The organism is Pseudarthrobacter sp. TRD_SC_9 (assembly GCF_055361265.1).
On the sequence record NZ_CM143956.1, the window covers coordinates 3,515,362 to 3,529,505 of the forward strand.

Sequence of the window (14,144 nt, forward strand, 5' to 3'; positions counted from 1 at the left end):
ATGTCTGACGCACCTGCCCCTGACCAAAATTCCGTTCAAAAGGCTGAGGAAAAGCTCGCCTACCGGTTGATCACCGGCCCGGACGACCGTGCCTTCTGTGAACGCATTTCCGCCGCGCTTGCCGAAGGTTACGTATTGCATGGCAGCCCAGCCGCCACGTGGAACGGCGCCAGCGTGATCGTAGCCCAGGCTCTGCTGCTGCCAGTAGCGATCGCCAGCGCGGATGCCGCCGTCGCCACCGCTGTGGATCAGCTGGGCGCTGGGGACTTCAGCGAAGCGGACATTGCCGGCGGTGGCCACGCATGAGCCACGCAGGCGATCTCACACCGCAGGAGGCGTGGGCCAAACTCGAGGCCGGCGCCGTCCTGGTGGACGTCCGCACGGAAGGCGAGTGGGCACACATCGGCATTCCGGACACCAAGTCCACGGAGAACGATCCCATCTTCATCCAGTGGACCTTCGCCGGTGGTATCCCCAATCCGGAGTTCATCAGCGAACTGCAGCAACTTGCCCCGGAGGAGGCCGGCGTCGAACTTGTTTTCCTGTGCCGCTCCGGCGTCCGATCGGCAGCAGCAGCCAGCGCCGCCGCGCAGGTCGGGTTCACTTCCTATAACGTCCTGGAAGGGTTCGAAGGCGAGCCTGACCGCTACGGCGAGCGCACGGTCAACGGCTGGAAGAACCGCGGACTGCCCACCAACCTCGGAACGGCGTAAATGGCTTTCAATCAGGACGCGGCCGGCTGGAGCCCGGACACCCAGGCCGTGCGGGGCGGACTTGACCGCACGATGTTCCAGGAAACCACCGAGCCGGTATTCCTCAACTCAGGTTTTGTCTATGAATCCGCGGCGGCGGCCGAACGGGCGTTCACCGGTGAGGACGAACGGTTCGTCTACTCGCGCTACGGCAACCCCTCCGTGGCCACCTTCCAGGAACGCCTCCGGCTGCTCGAAGGCACCGAGGCATGCTTTGCGACGGCGTCAGGCATGTCGGCGGTCTTCACCGCCCTGGGTGCCCTGCTGGCTGCCGGAGACCGCGTCGTTGCGGCGCGTTCCCTTTTTGGCTCCTGCTTTGTCATCCTGAACGAAATCCTGCCGCGCTGGGGTGTAGAGACGGTATTCGTTGACGGACCGGATCTGGAGCAGTGGCGCCAGGCCCTGTCCGTGCCCACCACCGCCGTCTTCTTCGAATCCCCCTCCAATCCCATGCAGGAGATTGTGGACATCGCAGCCGTCAGCGAACTGGCGCACGCGGCGGGGGCCACAGTCGTCGTCGACAATGTTTTTGCCACACCCCTGCTGCAGCGTTGCGGCGAGCTGGGCGCGGACGTAGTGGTCTACTCCGGCACCAAGCACATTGACGGCCAGGGCCGCGTCATGGGCGGCGCCATCCTCGGGACCAAGGAATTCATCGACGGCCCGGTCAAGCAGCTGATGCGGCACACGGGCCCATCGCTGTCCTCGTTCAACGCGTGGGTGCTCACCAAGGGCCTGGAAACCATGGCGCTGCGGGTCAACCATTCCTCCGCCACGGCGCTGCGCCTGGCTGAATGGCTGGAGCAGCAGCCGGCCGTCAGCTGGGTCAAGTACCCGCTTCTCAAGTCCCACCCGCAGCACCAGCTCGCGGCGCGGCAGATGAAGGCCGGCGGAACGGTCCTCACGCTGGAGCTTTCGACGGCGGGCGGCCGCTCCGGCAAGGACGCCGCCTTCGCGCTGTTGGACGCCTTGAAGATCATTGACATCTCCAACAACCTGGGCGACGCGAAGTCGCTGATCACCCATCCGGCGACCACTACCCACCGGGCCATGGGCCCGGAAGGCAGGGCGGCAATCGGGTTGAGCGACGGCGTAGTGCGGCTCTCCGTGGGGCTGGAAGATCCCGAGGACCTGCTGGCTGACCTGGAGCAGGCACTCAAGCAGATCTAGCGGGGTCCGGACCCGGCCGGGTACCTGAAACTGCCTGCGCCGCGGACCACCTCATCCTCATCCTCAATGGTGAGGCTGATGTCCACCTCGTCTCCGGCCATCAGACCGGCGGCGATCCGGACGGCTTTTTTCACCGGCAGCAGGTAGGAGCTGCTCTTGGCATCGGGAAAAATGGACGTCTGCCAAGTCAGGCCGGAGGCTTCTGCCATGACCTTGATCGAGCCGAATCCCTTCCGACGGCCTGCGCTTTCCTCCCTGATCTGCTTCGCAGCTTCGGGCGGCAGGGTGAGGAAATGCCAGCCGGCTTCGCCCGGGTACTGCCACAATTCCGCACGGAACGCGTACGTCGCCGCCACTAGAAAGCCAACCTCGAGTGGCTGCCCGGATTCGGCGGATCGGGGACGCGCCGGACGCGCAGCAGCTCCGGCGCGGCTTCCTCGTCCACGTCAACGGTGTCAGCCTCCAGCATGGTGAGCCTCACGGCCTGCCGCACCACGGCCCCGAGCCCGGCGTCGTCCGGATCGTCGCGTTCCAGTGCCCGGTCCCGTGCAGCGCGCTGCTCGGTGGAACCAGTCCCGCGGTTCAGGATGTCCTGGATACCGCGCCTCACCAGGCCAAGCTCACCTTGGTCCTCCAGGACCGGCTCTACGTACTCCACCAGGGCATTGACGACGTCGCTTGCCGGGGCGGGACGGAAGGTCCCAAAGTCCAGGAGATCACCCTTAATTCCCACATTGCTTGCCTGCCAGGCAGCCATCCTCAGCAGCACGGTGGGCACAGGGAGCGGGTCTACGCCGCTCCGCCATTCCCGCGCTGCGGTCTCCACGAGTGCACGGACCAGCACGGCGATCAGTGCGGCATCCGCGGAGCGCAGGCAGACGTCGGGCGCCCGCACCTCCACCGTAGGGTGGTTGCGGGAAAGCCGCGCCTCGAAGTAGATCATGCCCTCGTCCATGACCACGCCCGTTTCCATCAGGCGGGTTACCAGCCGGCGGTAAGCGGTCAGGCTTCCATGGATGGCGGACGGTCCGGATGACGGCCACCGGTACCAGGCCTGGGTGCGGTAGCTTTCGAAGCCGGTCTCGGCGCCGTTCCAGAAAGGCGAATTGGCGCTTATTGCTGTCAGCACAGCGAGCTTGTCGCGGATCCGGTCCAGCACCGCCACACCCTCCTCGGGGGATTCGATGAAGGTGTGCACGTGGAAGCCGCACGTCAGCTGTTCCTGGGCGGTCAGCCCGAAGCGTTCCAGCATGCGCGCATACCGGGGATCCGGCGTCGTGTGGCTGGTAGAGGCGAGCGGTGAGGTAGCGAGTGCCGCCACCCTTGCCCCGTGCCGTTGTGCGGCCTCGTCTGCCATGGCGCGGCCTGCCCTGATCTGGAGCAGCAGTTCCTCGTAGGTCAGGCCTGGCCGGGTCTGCGTCTCGATCTGCTCCAGCTTGAGTTCGGCACTCAGGCCAAGCTGATGGTCGTCCTCCGCCACCTCACTGGCATCGGCTGCCTCCGGTTCAGGGGCTGGACCCGAGGAGGGCGTTATGGAGCGCCCGGACAGCATCGCATCCGCAAGGGCCAGCGGCTCCCCCGTCTGCGGGTCTACGATCAGGAGCTCTTCCTCGACGCCGAAAGTACGCATGCTTCCATTGTGCTACCAGCGTCAATGCGGGATTAGTCCTGGAAGTACTCGATCTTCGCCCCGATGGTGTTCAGTCGCTCCGCCAGGTCCTCGTAGCCGCGTTCAATGACGTAGATGTTCCTCAGCTCGGACACGCCACGCGCGGCCAGCATGGCCAGCAACAGGCAGGCAGCCGGGCGAAGGGCAGGCGGGCAGCCAACCTCTGCGGCGCGCCATTTGGTGGGCCCGTTGATGTAAATGCGGTGCGGATCCAGCAGTTGCACCTGGGCGCCGAGCTTGTTCAGTTCCGTGAGGTAGATGGCACGGTTCTCGTAGACCCAGTCGTGGATCATGGTCTGGCCCTGCGCATTGCCCGCGATCACGGCGAAGAACGGCAGGTTGTCTATATTAAGGCCGGGGAACGGCATGGGGTGGATCTTGTCCTCCGGTGCGCGCAGCTTGGAGGGGACGGTAGTGACGTCCACCAGTCGCGTACGGCCGTTCCGGGCCATGTACTCCCCGGACACCACGAGCTTTTGGCCCATCTGTTCCAGGATGGACAGTTCAATTTCCATAAATTCGATGGGCACGCGGCGGATGGTTACTTCCGAGTGCGTGACGATTCCCGCGGTGATCAGGCTCATGGCCTCGATGGGGTCTTCCGACGGGAAATACTCGATGTCGACGTCGATCCTGGACTTGCCGGTGATCTTCAGGGTGGTGGTGCCCACGCCATCGATCTGGACGCCGAGCATCTGCAGGTAGAAGCAGAGGTCCTGGACCATGTAGTTGGGGCTGGCGTTGCGGATGACTGTGGTGCCACGGCGGTGCGCCGCTGCCATGATGGCGTTTTCCGTCACGGTATCGCCACGTTCGGTCAGTACAAAGGAACGATCCAGGGAATCGTCCTTGGGAGCCTGGACCGAGTAGAAGCCTGATGCTGCTTCCACTGCGAGCCCGAACTGGCGAAGAGCCTGCATGTGCGGCTCAACGGTGCGGGTGCCCAGGTCACAGCCGCCGGCGTACGGGAGCTGGTACCGGTCCGATTCGTCGAGCAGCGGACCCAGCAGCATGATGACGCTGCGGGTGCGGCGGGCGGCTTCCACATCCATCGAGGCCAGGTCGAGAACAGCCGGACGGCGGAGCTGAAGGTCGGTGTCATTCAACCAGGTGCACTCTACGCCGATGCTGCTGAGCACCTCGACGATGCGGTTGACTTCCTCGATGCGGGCGAGCCGGCGCAAGATGGTGGTGCCCCGGTTGATCAAGCTGGCACACAGGAGCGCTACACCGGCGTTTTTGCTGCTGTTGACATCCACAGCGCCGGAGAGGGTGTGCCCGCCTTCCACCCGCAGGTGCGTCATCTGCGGCCGGCCCACCTTGACGATGCTCCGGCCAAAGATGCTCTCCAGCCGCTGGATCATTTTCAGGCTGAGGTTCTGCTTGCCTTGTTCCATCCTGGCGATGGCGCTCTGGCTGGTTCCGAGCTCGGCAGCCAGTTGGCCCTGAGTCCAGCCCTTCTCACTGCGGGCGTTGCGCAGGAGCACTCCAACATGTTCAGCAGTTTGTTGCGTCATGGTTAAAAAATATCATGCATGAGTTATTTGGTCGAAGTTTCCTACCCTCAGGTAGAGATTGAGGGCCGTTTATCCATTTGGTGCGATAAACCGTCGCCTGGAATCGTGGGCATCTTCTCCCCGCCCGCGGACGGGACCGCTTCAGCACAGACGTTCTCTACGAGGGTCTCATAGGGCGACGAGCAGGCATTCCCATATCGAATCGATTCGACTAGGGTGGTGACGCGCGCCACATCCGATTACCAGGGCCTCGCCTTGGCGGGGCTTGGCGTGCGGCGAATCAATCACAAAGGAGTGTAGGAAATGTCCGCTGCCCGAAGAACCGCAACCCTCCTCACGGCGGGAGGACTCGTTGCCGCGCTGCTCAACGGACCTGCCGCATCAGCCGCGCCGCCGGAACGGCCTGATGACCCAAAAACCCCTGCATATGCCTGGTCCAACGCGGAAATTGTAGGTGGAGGATTTGTCCCCGGAATCGTTTATAGCGACACAGAGCCAGGGCTTGCCTATGCCCGCTCAGACATCGGCGGAGCCTACCGGTGGGATAAGGACCAGCAACGCTGGAAGCCACTGATGGACTTCATCGGCTGGGACGACTGGAACCACACCGGAATCGAAGCGCTTGCGTCCGACCCCGTGGACCCGGACAACCTTTACGTACTGGGCGGAACCTACACGCAGCCATGGGCGGGGAATGCGGCACTCTTCCGCTCAGCGGACAGAGGCGGTTCATTCAGCCGCGTGGATCTGCCGTTCAAGGCCGGTGGCAATGAGGACGGGCGTTCCATGGGCGAACGGCTCATGGTTGATCCCGGCGATAACAACATCCTCTATCTGGGTACCCGTAACGACGGCTTATGGCGGAGCACGGACGCTGGCCAGAGCTGGTTGAAGCACGAGCCCTTCCCCGTCCAGGGTGATCCCGGGATCGGGATCGCCTTCCTCGAGTTTGGCGCTCCGGCAGAAGACGGCGGGCCCACCGAAATCTATGTCGGTGCTGCCGACAAGTCCGGGGGTATCTACAGCAGCAAGGACGGCGGGCAGTCATGGCAGTTGCTGCCCGGCCAGCCCACCGGGTTCTACGCCCACCACGGCCAACTCGGTGCTGACGGAAACTTCTATGTGACCTACGGCGATCTGCCCGGCCCGTATGTCATGAACGATGGCGCCGTGTGGAAGTTCGATACGCAGGATCCGGCTTGGACGGACATCACCCCGCTCCGGCCGAACAGCGGCACCGAAGAAGGGTTCGGTTACGCCGGGCTGGCCGTGGATGCAAGCAACCCCGGAACCGTCATGACCGCCACCATGGGCCGCTGGGGTCCGGTGGATGACATCTTCCGGAGCGTGGATGGCGGGCAGACCTGGACTTCCATCACCGAGAAAAAGGTCATGGACACATCTGCCTCGCCGTTCCTAAATTGGCATGGCGAACCCAAGCTGGGCTGGATGATCGGCGATTTGGAAATTGACCCCTTCAATCCGGACCGCGTGCTGTTCGGCACCGGAGCCACCATCTTCGGGACGGACAACGCCACCGACGCGGAGAAGGGCCTATCCACTACCTGGTCCGTACGGGCCCAAGGACTTGAAGAGACAGCGGTGCTCGACGTCGCCAGCCCCACCTGGGCTTCCGCGCCCCTCTACAGCGCGCTGGGAGACATCGGGACGTATCGCCACACCAGCCTCACGGAAGTTCCTCCCGGCGGAATGGATCCAAACCCCATCTTCGGCACCTCAACTTCCATCGAATACGCTCACCTCCGCGAAGGTTTCCTGGTTCGTTCCGGTTGGGGTGATCATCGCGGCGCGTACACACTCGACGGCGGCGACAGCTGGCAGCCGTTCCCCACCGAGCCCGTCGGCATCACGGATCCGGGCCATGTTGTGCCGGCAGCAGACGGCTCCGCAGTGGTGTGGTCGACTACAGGCCAACCGGCCTTCCGGTCCGCCGATCTTGGAGCGTCCTGGTCCGCGGTAGCGGGGCTGCCCCGCGGCCTGGAAGTGGTAGCGGACAGGGTTGATCCGGCCCGCTTCTATGCGTTCGATTCCGCCACCGGAACTGCCTATGCCAGCAGCGATGGCGGCACCTCATTCTCCGCAACCCAGAGCGGCCTCCCAACCGGGTCCGGTGTGCTGGAAACCGTGACGGACCGCGCAGGGAATGTTTGGCTATCCGCTGCGGGCGGCGGCCTCTGGCGATCCACGGATGCCGGCGTCTCCTACCGGCAGGTTTCCAGCGGAGTCTCCTCGGCTGACCAGGTGGCCTTCGGCAAGGCAGCCAAAGGTGCCCGCCATATGGTCATCTACCTCAACGGGGTTGTCGACGGCACTCGCGGATTCTTCCGCTCTGATGACGCCGGGGCCTCCTGGATACGGATCAACGACGACGCCCACCAATGGGGCTGGACCGGTGCCTGCCTCGGCGCTGACCCTAATAAGTTCGGGCGGGTTTTCATATGCACCAACGGCCGTGGAATCCAGGTAGGTGATCTGGTCTCCTCCCCCGGGCCGGAAAAACCCAAGAAAGAAAAGAAGGAGAAAAAGGAGAAGGTTGGCCCCATGTCCGGTGAGCTGGAAGCCGGTGTCCAGAACTAGCTAGCTTGTAGCGGTCGATGAGGCGCAGGCGGCATCCAGTCGCCTGCGCCACATCGGGTCAGTGGATCGGCAGTCCCGCGGAACCCAGCGCGGCAGCGGAGAAGGAGCCGTCCACGGACCATGAACCCAACACTTCGGCAACGTCCGGCCGGCGCTCATCCTGAACCGCGGTGTCATAGCTGCGCTGGAGCAGGTCATCGATCCTGATGCGCTGGCCTGCGGCGGCGCTTTCGATCGCAGCCTCCACCATGGCCAGGCTGAGGATGTTGTCATGGACCTGGCCCATCGGAGCCGTACCCGTCCGAAGGGCGGTGACGAACTCGCGCAGGGAGCCGTGGACGTCGGCGCCCAGGTCCGCAACGGCAGACTGTTCCCCGGCGACGCCGGTATCCGTCCGGACCACGGAAATTTCCGACGTCGGCAGGTTCTCGCCGTCCCACAACACGGTTCCGTGCTCGCCGCCCAGCCGCCAGGCCGCGTTCCAGGAGGTCTCCTGGCCAGGGCTGCACCAGCTTCCGTTGAAAATGAAGCGCTGACCGCCCGACATCTCGAAGGATGCCACGGCTGCCGCGTCGCCCCGGTACCAGCTCCAGGGCGGGTTGAACTCCTCACAGAATACGGAGACAGGATCTGCATCCAGGAGGAAACGAGCCATGTCGAACTGGTGGATAGCCATGTCCAGCAACAGCGGATGATCCATCTGGTCGCGGAATCCGCCGAAGTGCGGGGCCTTGAAGAAATCCGCGGAGAGGATTCCCAGCCGGCCCAATGAGGCGGCCTGCGCCTTGGCAGCGAACAGGTGGGCGTTGTAGCGGCGTGACTGGCTGACCATGAAAAGTTGGCCCGTGACATCGGCGGCCGCGGCAAGGCTCAGTCCCTGCGCCACCGTGGCGGCTACGGGCTTCTCGCCCAGCACCGGGAGGCCAGCGAAGAGAGCCTCCGTGGTCACCGGATGATGGGCCGCAGGAACGGTGACGTTAATGACCGCCTGGGCACCGACGTCGAACGCCAACTGCGCAGTTCCGGCACCCACCGGAAGGTCAGGCTCTCCGATCAACGCGGCGCTGGCGCGCGCTGCGTCAAGGTCCAGGTCCACGATGCCGCGGAGTTCCACCAGCGGTGAGGCTTCCACTGCCGCCAGCCACGCCCGGCCCATGGCCCCGGCACCAACCACCACAACTTTCAGGGGTGTGCCGTCCTCCTCGATGGTGGCGAATGGCCGGTTCATGCGTCGCTGCCTTCGTAGATGGCGGCAGCGCCCTGGTACGTGGCGCCCTTGAAGAACTCGTTGGTGTCGTAGCGAAGGAGTTCGGGCAGTTCGCGCCGGGGCCTGTCCGTGACCGCCCATTGAACGGCGTTGGAAATGACCCTGCGGATGTCCTTGTGGTGGTAGACCGGGTAGTCCTGGTCCCCTGGGCTGAAGAAGAAGATCTGGCCGTGGCCACGACGGAAGGTGCAGCCGGACCGGAACACTTCGCCGCCACTGAAGGAGCTGATGAAGACCAGCTCCTCCGGCGTGGGAATGTCGAAGAACTCGCCGTACATCTCCTGCTCATCAATGATGATGGGATGCGGCACGCCCTTGGCGATGGGGTGGGTGGGGTCAACCGTCCAGACGAGTTCGCGGTCCTGCTCGCTCCGCCAGCGCAGGGTGCAGGTGGTGCCCATGAGCTTGGTGAAGATCTTGGACCAGTGACCGGAATGCAGCACGATCAGCCCCATCCCGGAGAGGACGTGCCGGTGCACGCGTTCGACGATTTCGTCGTCGACGTCGCCATGGGCCATGTGCCCCCACCAGGTCAGCACATCAGTGTTGGCCAGGACTTCTTCGGTGAGGCCATGTTCCGGCTCGTCCAGGGTGGCGGTCCGCACCTCGACGGCGGCACCCAGGTTCTCCTCGATGCCCTCCTTCACCGCCCCATGCATTCCCTTGGGGTACAACGCGGCCACGTGCTCGTGTTCCTGCTCATGGCGGTTCTCGCTCCAGACGGTGACCCGGATGGTGGCGTTGTCAGTCATTGCATCTCCTGTGCTTGGTTAATTGGTTTTCGAAACTGTTGCTGATGGGTGCTGGCTGTCACTTGACAGCGCCGCCGGTAGTGCCTGCTGCCACGTATTTCTGGGCCGCAATGAGAAGGATGATGGCGGGGATGGAGGCGAGGACCGCCGTCGCCATCACTGAACTCCAGTCGTTCACGTAGGCACCCATGTACTGGAAGATCCCCAACGTCACGGGGCGGACCTGGTCCGTGGTGGTCAGGGTTAGCGCAAAGAGGAAATCACTCCAGGTGAAAAGGAATGTGAAGAGCCCGGAAGTGATGAGTGCGTTGCGGCTCAATGGCAGGACGATGGACCAGAAAGCCCTGAGGTGCCCGGCGCCGTCCACCTTGGCTGCCTCAATCACTGACGCGGGCAGGTTGTTCATGAACGCCCTCATGATGAGGATCGCGAACGGGATGCCGTGCGAGGAGTCGGCCAGGATAAGTCCGGGGATGGAATTGAGCAGCCCCAGGTCGTTGTACGCGGTGTACAGCGCATTGGCCACCACAATGCCGGGGATCATCTGGCTGATCAGGATCGCAAACAGCACAATGCCAGCCCCGCGGACCTTGAAGTACGCCAGCGCATAGGCTGCCGGCGCGGCGATGGCCAGGCTGAACAGCACGCTGCCCAGTGCCACCACCAGGCTGGTCACCAGATTCCCGCCCTGCTGGCTGATAGCTGTTGCATAGCCCGTGAAGTCGGGAGAAAGCGGCAGCCAGGAAGTCTGGAGCGTCGCCCCGTTGGGCTGCAACGAGGCGTTGATCATCCAGTACACCGGGAACAGCATGATCGCCAGGAAGAGTACTGCCAGGGCAGTGGTTCCCCACCGCTTGGATTCCCTGGCTGCGCCGGCGGTACTGCGCAGCGGCCGGTGCGTTCCGGCGTCGAAAGTTGTTTTGATGCTCATGGAGTCCTCACTCGTCGACGGCGCGTCGGTTGGCACGGAGGTAGAGAACCGCGAATACCAGCGAGATCACAACCAGGATGTTGCCCATGGCCGCGCCTTCGCCGAACTTGAAGTCCTGGAAGGACAGCGCGTACGACTGCGTTGCGATGGTCTGGGTGGAGTTGGCCGGGCCGCCGTTGGTCAGGCCCAGGATGATGTCCAGGACCTTCAACGTATAGACCACGCCCAGTACCAGGACCACGCTCACCACCGGCCGGAGCATGGGCCAGGTGACGTGCCGGAACGCCTTCCAGCCGGTGGCACCGTCCAGGGATGCGGCCTCATAGAGCTCGTCCGGAATGTCCTGCAGTCCGCCGTAGAGCACGGTGACATTGAATGGGATGCCGATCCAGATATTCACTGCCATCACGGCCGCGAGCGCCAGTGAGGTACTGGTCAGCCACGGAATTCCCGTGCTGATGAGGCCCAGGCTTTCCAGGAAGTTGTTCAGGGCTCCGCTGTCCTTGTCCAGGATCCACCGCCAGACCGCGCTGGAAACGATGAGCGGCAGAAGCCACGGCAGGAGCAGCAGCGAGCGGAGGATCCCGTTCAGCGGAAACCTGCGCTTGAAGAAGACGGCGAGGCCCAGGCCCAGCACGAACTGCCCGGCTATGGAGCCTGCCGTGAACAGCGCGGTGTTCACCATCGCCGTGGAAAACAGCGACGACGAGATAACAGTGGCGTAGTTGGCGAATCCTACCCAGGGGGCTTCGCCTGTGTAGAAGGTGCTGGTGCTGTAATCCTGGAAACTCATCAGGACGTTCTTCACCACCGGGTAGCCAAAGAACAACGCCAGGTACGTTACTGCCGGCACAAGGAAGAGCCACTGGTAGACCCGCTCCCGGCGCCTGTAACCCTGGCGGCGCCTGGTGGCGGAGCCGGTGGCGGCCTGCACCACCTTCGGGGATACCTGCTCGACGGTTGTTGTCATGGGACCTGCCCTTAGCCTTCCTGGGCTTGCTTGAGGGCGTCCGCGGGGCTGGCCTGGCCAGTCAATGCAACCTGGATGGCCGTGTAGATTTTGGTTGCCTGGGCGGGCCATTCCTCACCGAGCTGGCCGGTCCGGGCCCGGGCCGTCTCCACCAGTTCGGCAAAGGAGGCGAGCTTGGGGTTCTCGGCAGCGAATCGTGCGGCAACCGTGGTCTTCGAAGGGATGGTGTTGCGGGCCTTGGCCATGGCCAGCTGGTTTTCGTCGCTGTTCATGCAGGCGACAACTTCAGCGGCCTTTGCCTGCTTGTCCTTGTTCCCGGTCTGCGGCACCGTCCAGACCTCTCCGCCCAGCGGGCCGACGGACGTCTGCTTTGATTCCTTGACCGGGATGTTCACCACGCCGTACTGAAGCGCAGCCTGCTTTTCCAGGACGGGGATCTGCCAGGGGCCGTTCACCATCATGGCCGCCTTGCCCGCGATGAACTGGTCATTCACATCGGCCTGGGTCCAGTTCAGCGCCGAGGATGAAACCGAGCCGCTGCTGATCAGGTCAGTCCAGAGCTGCAGGGCCTCGGCTGCCTCGGGTGTGGCGATATTTTTCTCATCGCCGCCGTTGGACCACATAAAGGGGAGGAACTGCCAGGTGCCTTCATACGTGGCGTTGGCATTAAACGCCAGGCCGTACTGGTCGCCTGCGGTGAGGGCCGCTGCCGCGTCTTTCAACTCGTCCCACGTCTGCGGGGGCGTCACTCCGGCCTTGGCCAGGACGTCCTTGTTGTAGAAGAGCGCAATGGTGTTTACCGTGGGAGCCAGGCCATAGACCTCGTCCTCATAAGTCCCCGCGCTCAAGATGCCTTCGGGGTAGCCCTCGGTGCTGATGTTGAAGTCAGAGAGCGGAGCCAACGCGCCGGTTTTGGCAATTTGCTGCAGGTCCGGGTTGTCCAGCATGAGCACGTCGGGCAGGGTCTTGGAGGATGCCTGCTGGAGCACCTTGGCGATCAGGGATTTGCCGGGGACGGTTTCGCGGTTGATGCTCACTCCGGACTGCGTTCCGCAAGCCGCAAGAGTGTCCCCGATGACCGATTTGTCAGGCTCATTGTTGTAGTAATCGACGACGGAAATCTCGGTTACCGGTCCGCCGCCTCCGGAAGCAGTGCTTGATCCGCAGCCGGACAGAACCAAGGGAATGCCGGCCAGCGCCGTGACGGCGAATGCGGCGGTTTTGGTACGGGTGATTGCTGACTTCATTATCAGATCCTTTGTGAGGGGCCGGAGCGTCATCGCCCGGGCCGGTTGTGGGCTGTTGCTGTTGAGTTTTGGAAGGAGATTGCTGTCATGTCTGGTTCATCGATACGTATCGACGCTGCTCAAATGGGAGTTTCCTTTTTCGGCTGCAGGTAGGCCGGGGTGGTGCGGGCTGTCAGGACGCGTGTTGTGATGCGGAAGGTGAATATCCAGCGGTACCGTGCCGGTGGGTGACCAGGGGCGGTATAAGTTCGAGCGTTCCGCCGGAATCCGGATGATCCGCGGACATCAGGCGAAGGAGAAGTTCAACAGCCCGCTGCGAAACCAGGCTTGGCTGGATATCCAAGATGGTGGACTCCTCCAGGTCAACCATGGCTTCGGGCACCGGCCCCACTCCTATGACCGAAGCATCCCTCCCCGGCTCCAGGCCTTTCTCCCGAAGAATCCTGGGCAGAAGTTCCAGGACGGTCACATCCGGCGAAACGAAGGCGGGCATTCCCGGCGAAGAAGCAATGCAGGAATCTACCGCGGCTTCGATGCTCCGGCGATCCGACGTGGCCGGCAGATGCTCGAGGGATACCCCCAGCCTCTCCGCGGCAGCGTTCGCGCCGCCAAAGAACCTGTCAACGTAGTTCAGCGTGCTCCCCACGAGCCGGGGACGCCAGCCGATGATCACGCCGCTGCTGTGCCCCGCGCCGGCCATCTCCTCGACGCAGAGCTCGCCGGCCCGGGAGAAATCGGCGTCAATGCAGTTGAGTCCGGTGGAGTCGTTCGGAATGCCAATAAACACCACAGGCACACCCAGCTTGCGGACCACGGGAATCCGCTCATCGTCGGCCTGGACCTGCATCAGGATCAGGCCGTCGCAGAGCTGCTGCCCCACCACGCGCTCCAACCCCTGATTGCCCTCTTCGTCCGTCACCAGCAGCACATCATGGTCGAAACGCCGGGCGGTCGCGGCAATAACGGCGATGAACTCCATGATGGAGCCCAGATGCACCTCAGGAGTGATCGGGATGACCAAGCCGATCACTTGGGACTTACGGCTGGCGAGTGCGCGGGCTCCGGCATTTGGCCTGTAGGTCAACTGCTCGATGGCCGCTTCGACCCGCAGCCGGGTCTTCTCCGAGATGGGCCGCTTGCCGGTCATGACGTAGGAAACCGTGCTCTGGGACACGCCGGCTAATGCCGCAACGTCCTTGCTGGTTGGCACGGTTTTCCTTTCGCCATGGTCGCCGAGGTAATCGTCGATACGTATCGTTGAAGCGTATCGA

13 protein-coding genes are annotated in these 14,144 nt (G+C 63.5%); 4 read left to right on the top strand and 9 right to left on the bottom strand.

From position 1 onward, the window contains the following. From ACWA13_RS16525 to ACWA13_RS16535, 3 genes are read left to right on the top strand one after another with little or no spacing between them, the layout of a single operon-like run. Nucleotides 1–306 carry a DUF1737 domain-containing protein gene (locus ACWA13_RS16525; RefSeq protein ID WP_463935345.1) on the top strand — a complete coding sequence of 102 codons (306 nt, stop codon included), beginning with the start codon at nucleotides 1–3 and terminating at the stop codon, nucleotides 304–306. Next, on the top strand, nucleotides 303–713 hold the full coding sequence (locus ACWA13_RS16530) for a rhodanese-like domain-containing protein (RefSeq protein WP_463935347.1): 411 nt from the start codon (nucleotides 303–305) through the stop codon (nucleotides 711–713). Before ACWA13_RS16525 ends, ACWA13_RS16530 begins: the two co-directional genes overlap by 4 nt. Next, entirely contained in the window at nucleotides 714–1,922 is a 1,209-nt protein-coding gene (locus tag ACWA13_RS16535) for an O-succinylhomoserine sulfhydrylase (protein WP_463935349.1), read from the top strand. It abuts the gene before it with no gap. Here ACWA13_RS16535 and ACWA13_RS16540 read toward each other — a convergent pair. The 3 genes from ACWA13_RS16540 to ACWA13_RS16550 are packed head-to-tail and all read right to left on the bottom strand — an operon-like array spanning nucleotide 1,919 to nucleotide 5,108. Beyond that, the gene (locus ACWA13_RS16540; protein ID WP_463935350.1) at nucleotides 1,919–2,278 is read right to left on the bottom strand and encodes a DUF1905 domain-containing protein; all 360 of its coding nucleotides are present in this window, start codon (nucleotides 2,276–2,278) and stop codon (nucleotides 1,919–1,921) included. The genes ACWA13_RS16535 and ACWA13_RS16540 overlap by 4 nt on opposite strands. Beyond that, nucleotides 2,278–3,552 (bottom strand): glutamate--cysteine ligase 2, encoded by a 1,275-nt coding sequence (locus ACWA13_RS16545; RefSeq protein ID WP_463935352.1) that lies wholly within the window; start codon nucleotides 3,550–3,552, stop codon nucleotides 2,278–2,280. Before ACWA13_RS16545 ends, ACWA13_RS16540 begins: the two co-directional genes overlap by 1 nt. 32 nt (nucleotides 3,553–3,584) lie before the next feature. Beyond that, on the bottom strand, nucleotides 3,585–5,108 hold the full coding sequence (locus ACWA13_RS16550; RefSeq protein WP_463935354.1) for a UDP-N-acetylglucosamine 1-carboxyvinyltransferase: 1,524 nt from the start codon (nucleotides 5,106–5,108) through the stop codon (nucleotides 3,585–3,587). Nucleotides 5,109–5,411: 303 nt separating this feature from the next. Here ACWA13_RS16550 and ACWA13_RS16555 point away from each other — a divergent pair, with 303 nt between their 5' ends. Further along, nucleotides 5,412–7,706, top strand: coding sequence for a sialidase family protein (locus tag ACWA13_RS16555; RefSeq protein WP_463935356.1), 2,295 nt, complete (start codon nucleotides 5,412–5,414; stop codon nucleotides 7,704–7,706). Between the two features lie 58 nt (nucleotides 7,707–7,764). On the opposite strand, the gene ACWA13_RS16560 is transcribed toward ACWA13_RS16555, so the two are convergent. The 6 genes from ACWA13_RS16560 to ACWA13_RS16585 form a co-directional block, all read right to left on the bottom strand. Further along, nucleotides 7,765–8,934, bottom strand: coding sequence for a Gfo/Idh/MocA family protein (locus ACWA13_RS16560; RefSeq protein ID WP_463935358.1), 1,170 nt, complete (start codon nucleotides 8,932–8,934; stop codon nucleotides 7,765–7,767). Then, the gene (locus ACWA13_RS16565; protein ID WP_463935360.1) at nucleotides 8,931–9,725 is read right to left on the bottom strand and encodes a ThuA domain-containing protein; all 795 of its coding nucleotides are present in this window, start codon (nucleotides 9,723–9,725) and stop codon (nucleotides 8,931–8,933) included. Before ACWA13_RS16565 ends, ACWA13_RS16560 begins: the two co-directional genes overlap by 4 nt. Nucleotides 9,726–9,783: 58 nt before the next feature. Then, on the bottom strand, nucleotides 9,784–10,650 hold the full coding sequence (locus tag ACWA13_RS16570) for a carbohydrate ABC transporter permease (RefSeq protein WP_463937958.1): 867 nt from the start codon (nucleotides 10,648–10,650) through the stop codon (nucleotides 9,784–9,786). A 13-nt stretch (nucleotides 10,651–10,663) separates the two neighbouring features. Further along, entirely contained in the window at nucleotides 10,664–11,626 is a 963-nt protein-coding gene (locus ACWA13_RS16575) for a carbohydrate ABC transporter permease (protein ID WP_463935362.1), read from the bottom strand. Nucleotides 11,627–11,637: 11 nt separating this feature from the next. Continuing rightward, complete coding sequence (locus tag ACWA13_RS16580; RefSeq protein WP_463935363.1) at nucleotides 11,638–12,873, bottom strand: sugar ABC transporter substrate-binding protein; 1,236 nt, start codon at nucleotides 12,871–12,873, stop codon at nucleotides 11,638–11,640. A 172-nt stretch (nucleotides 12,874–13,045) separates the two neighbouring features. Next, a complete protein-coding gene (locus ACWA13_RS16585; RefSeq protein ID WP_463935365.1) occupies nucleotides 13,046–14,083 on the bottom strand; it encodes a LacI family DNA-binding transcriptional regulator in 1,038 nt (345 codons plus the stop codon). Nucleotides 14,084–14,144 lie beyond the last annotated feature (61 nt).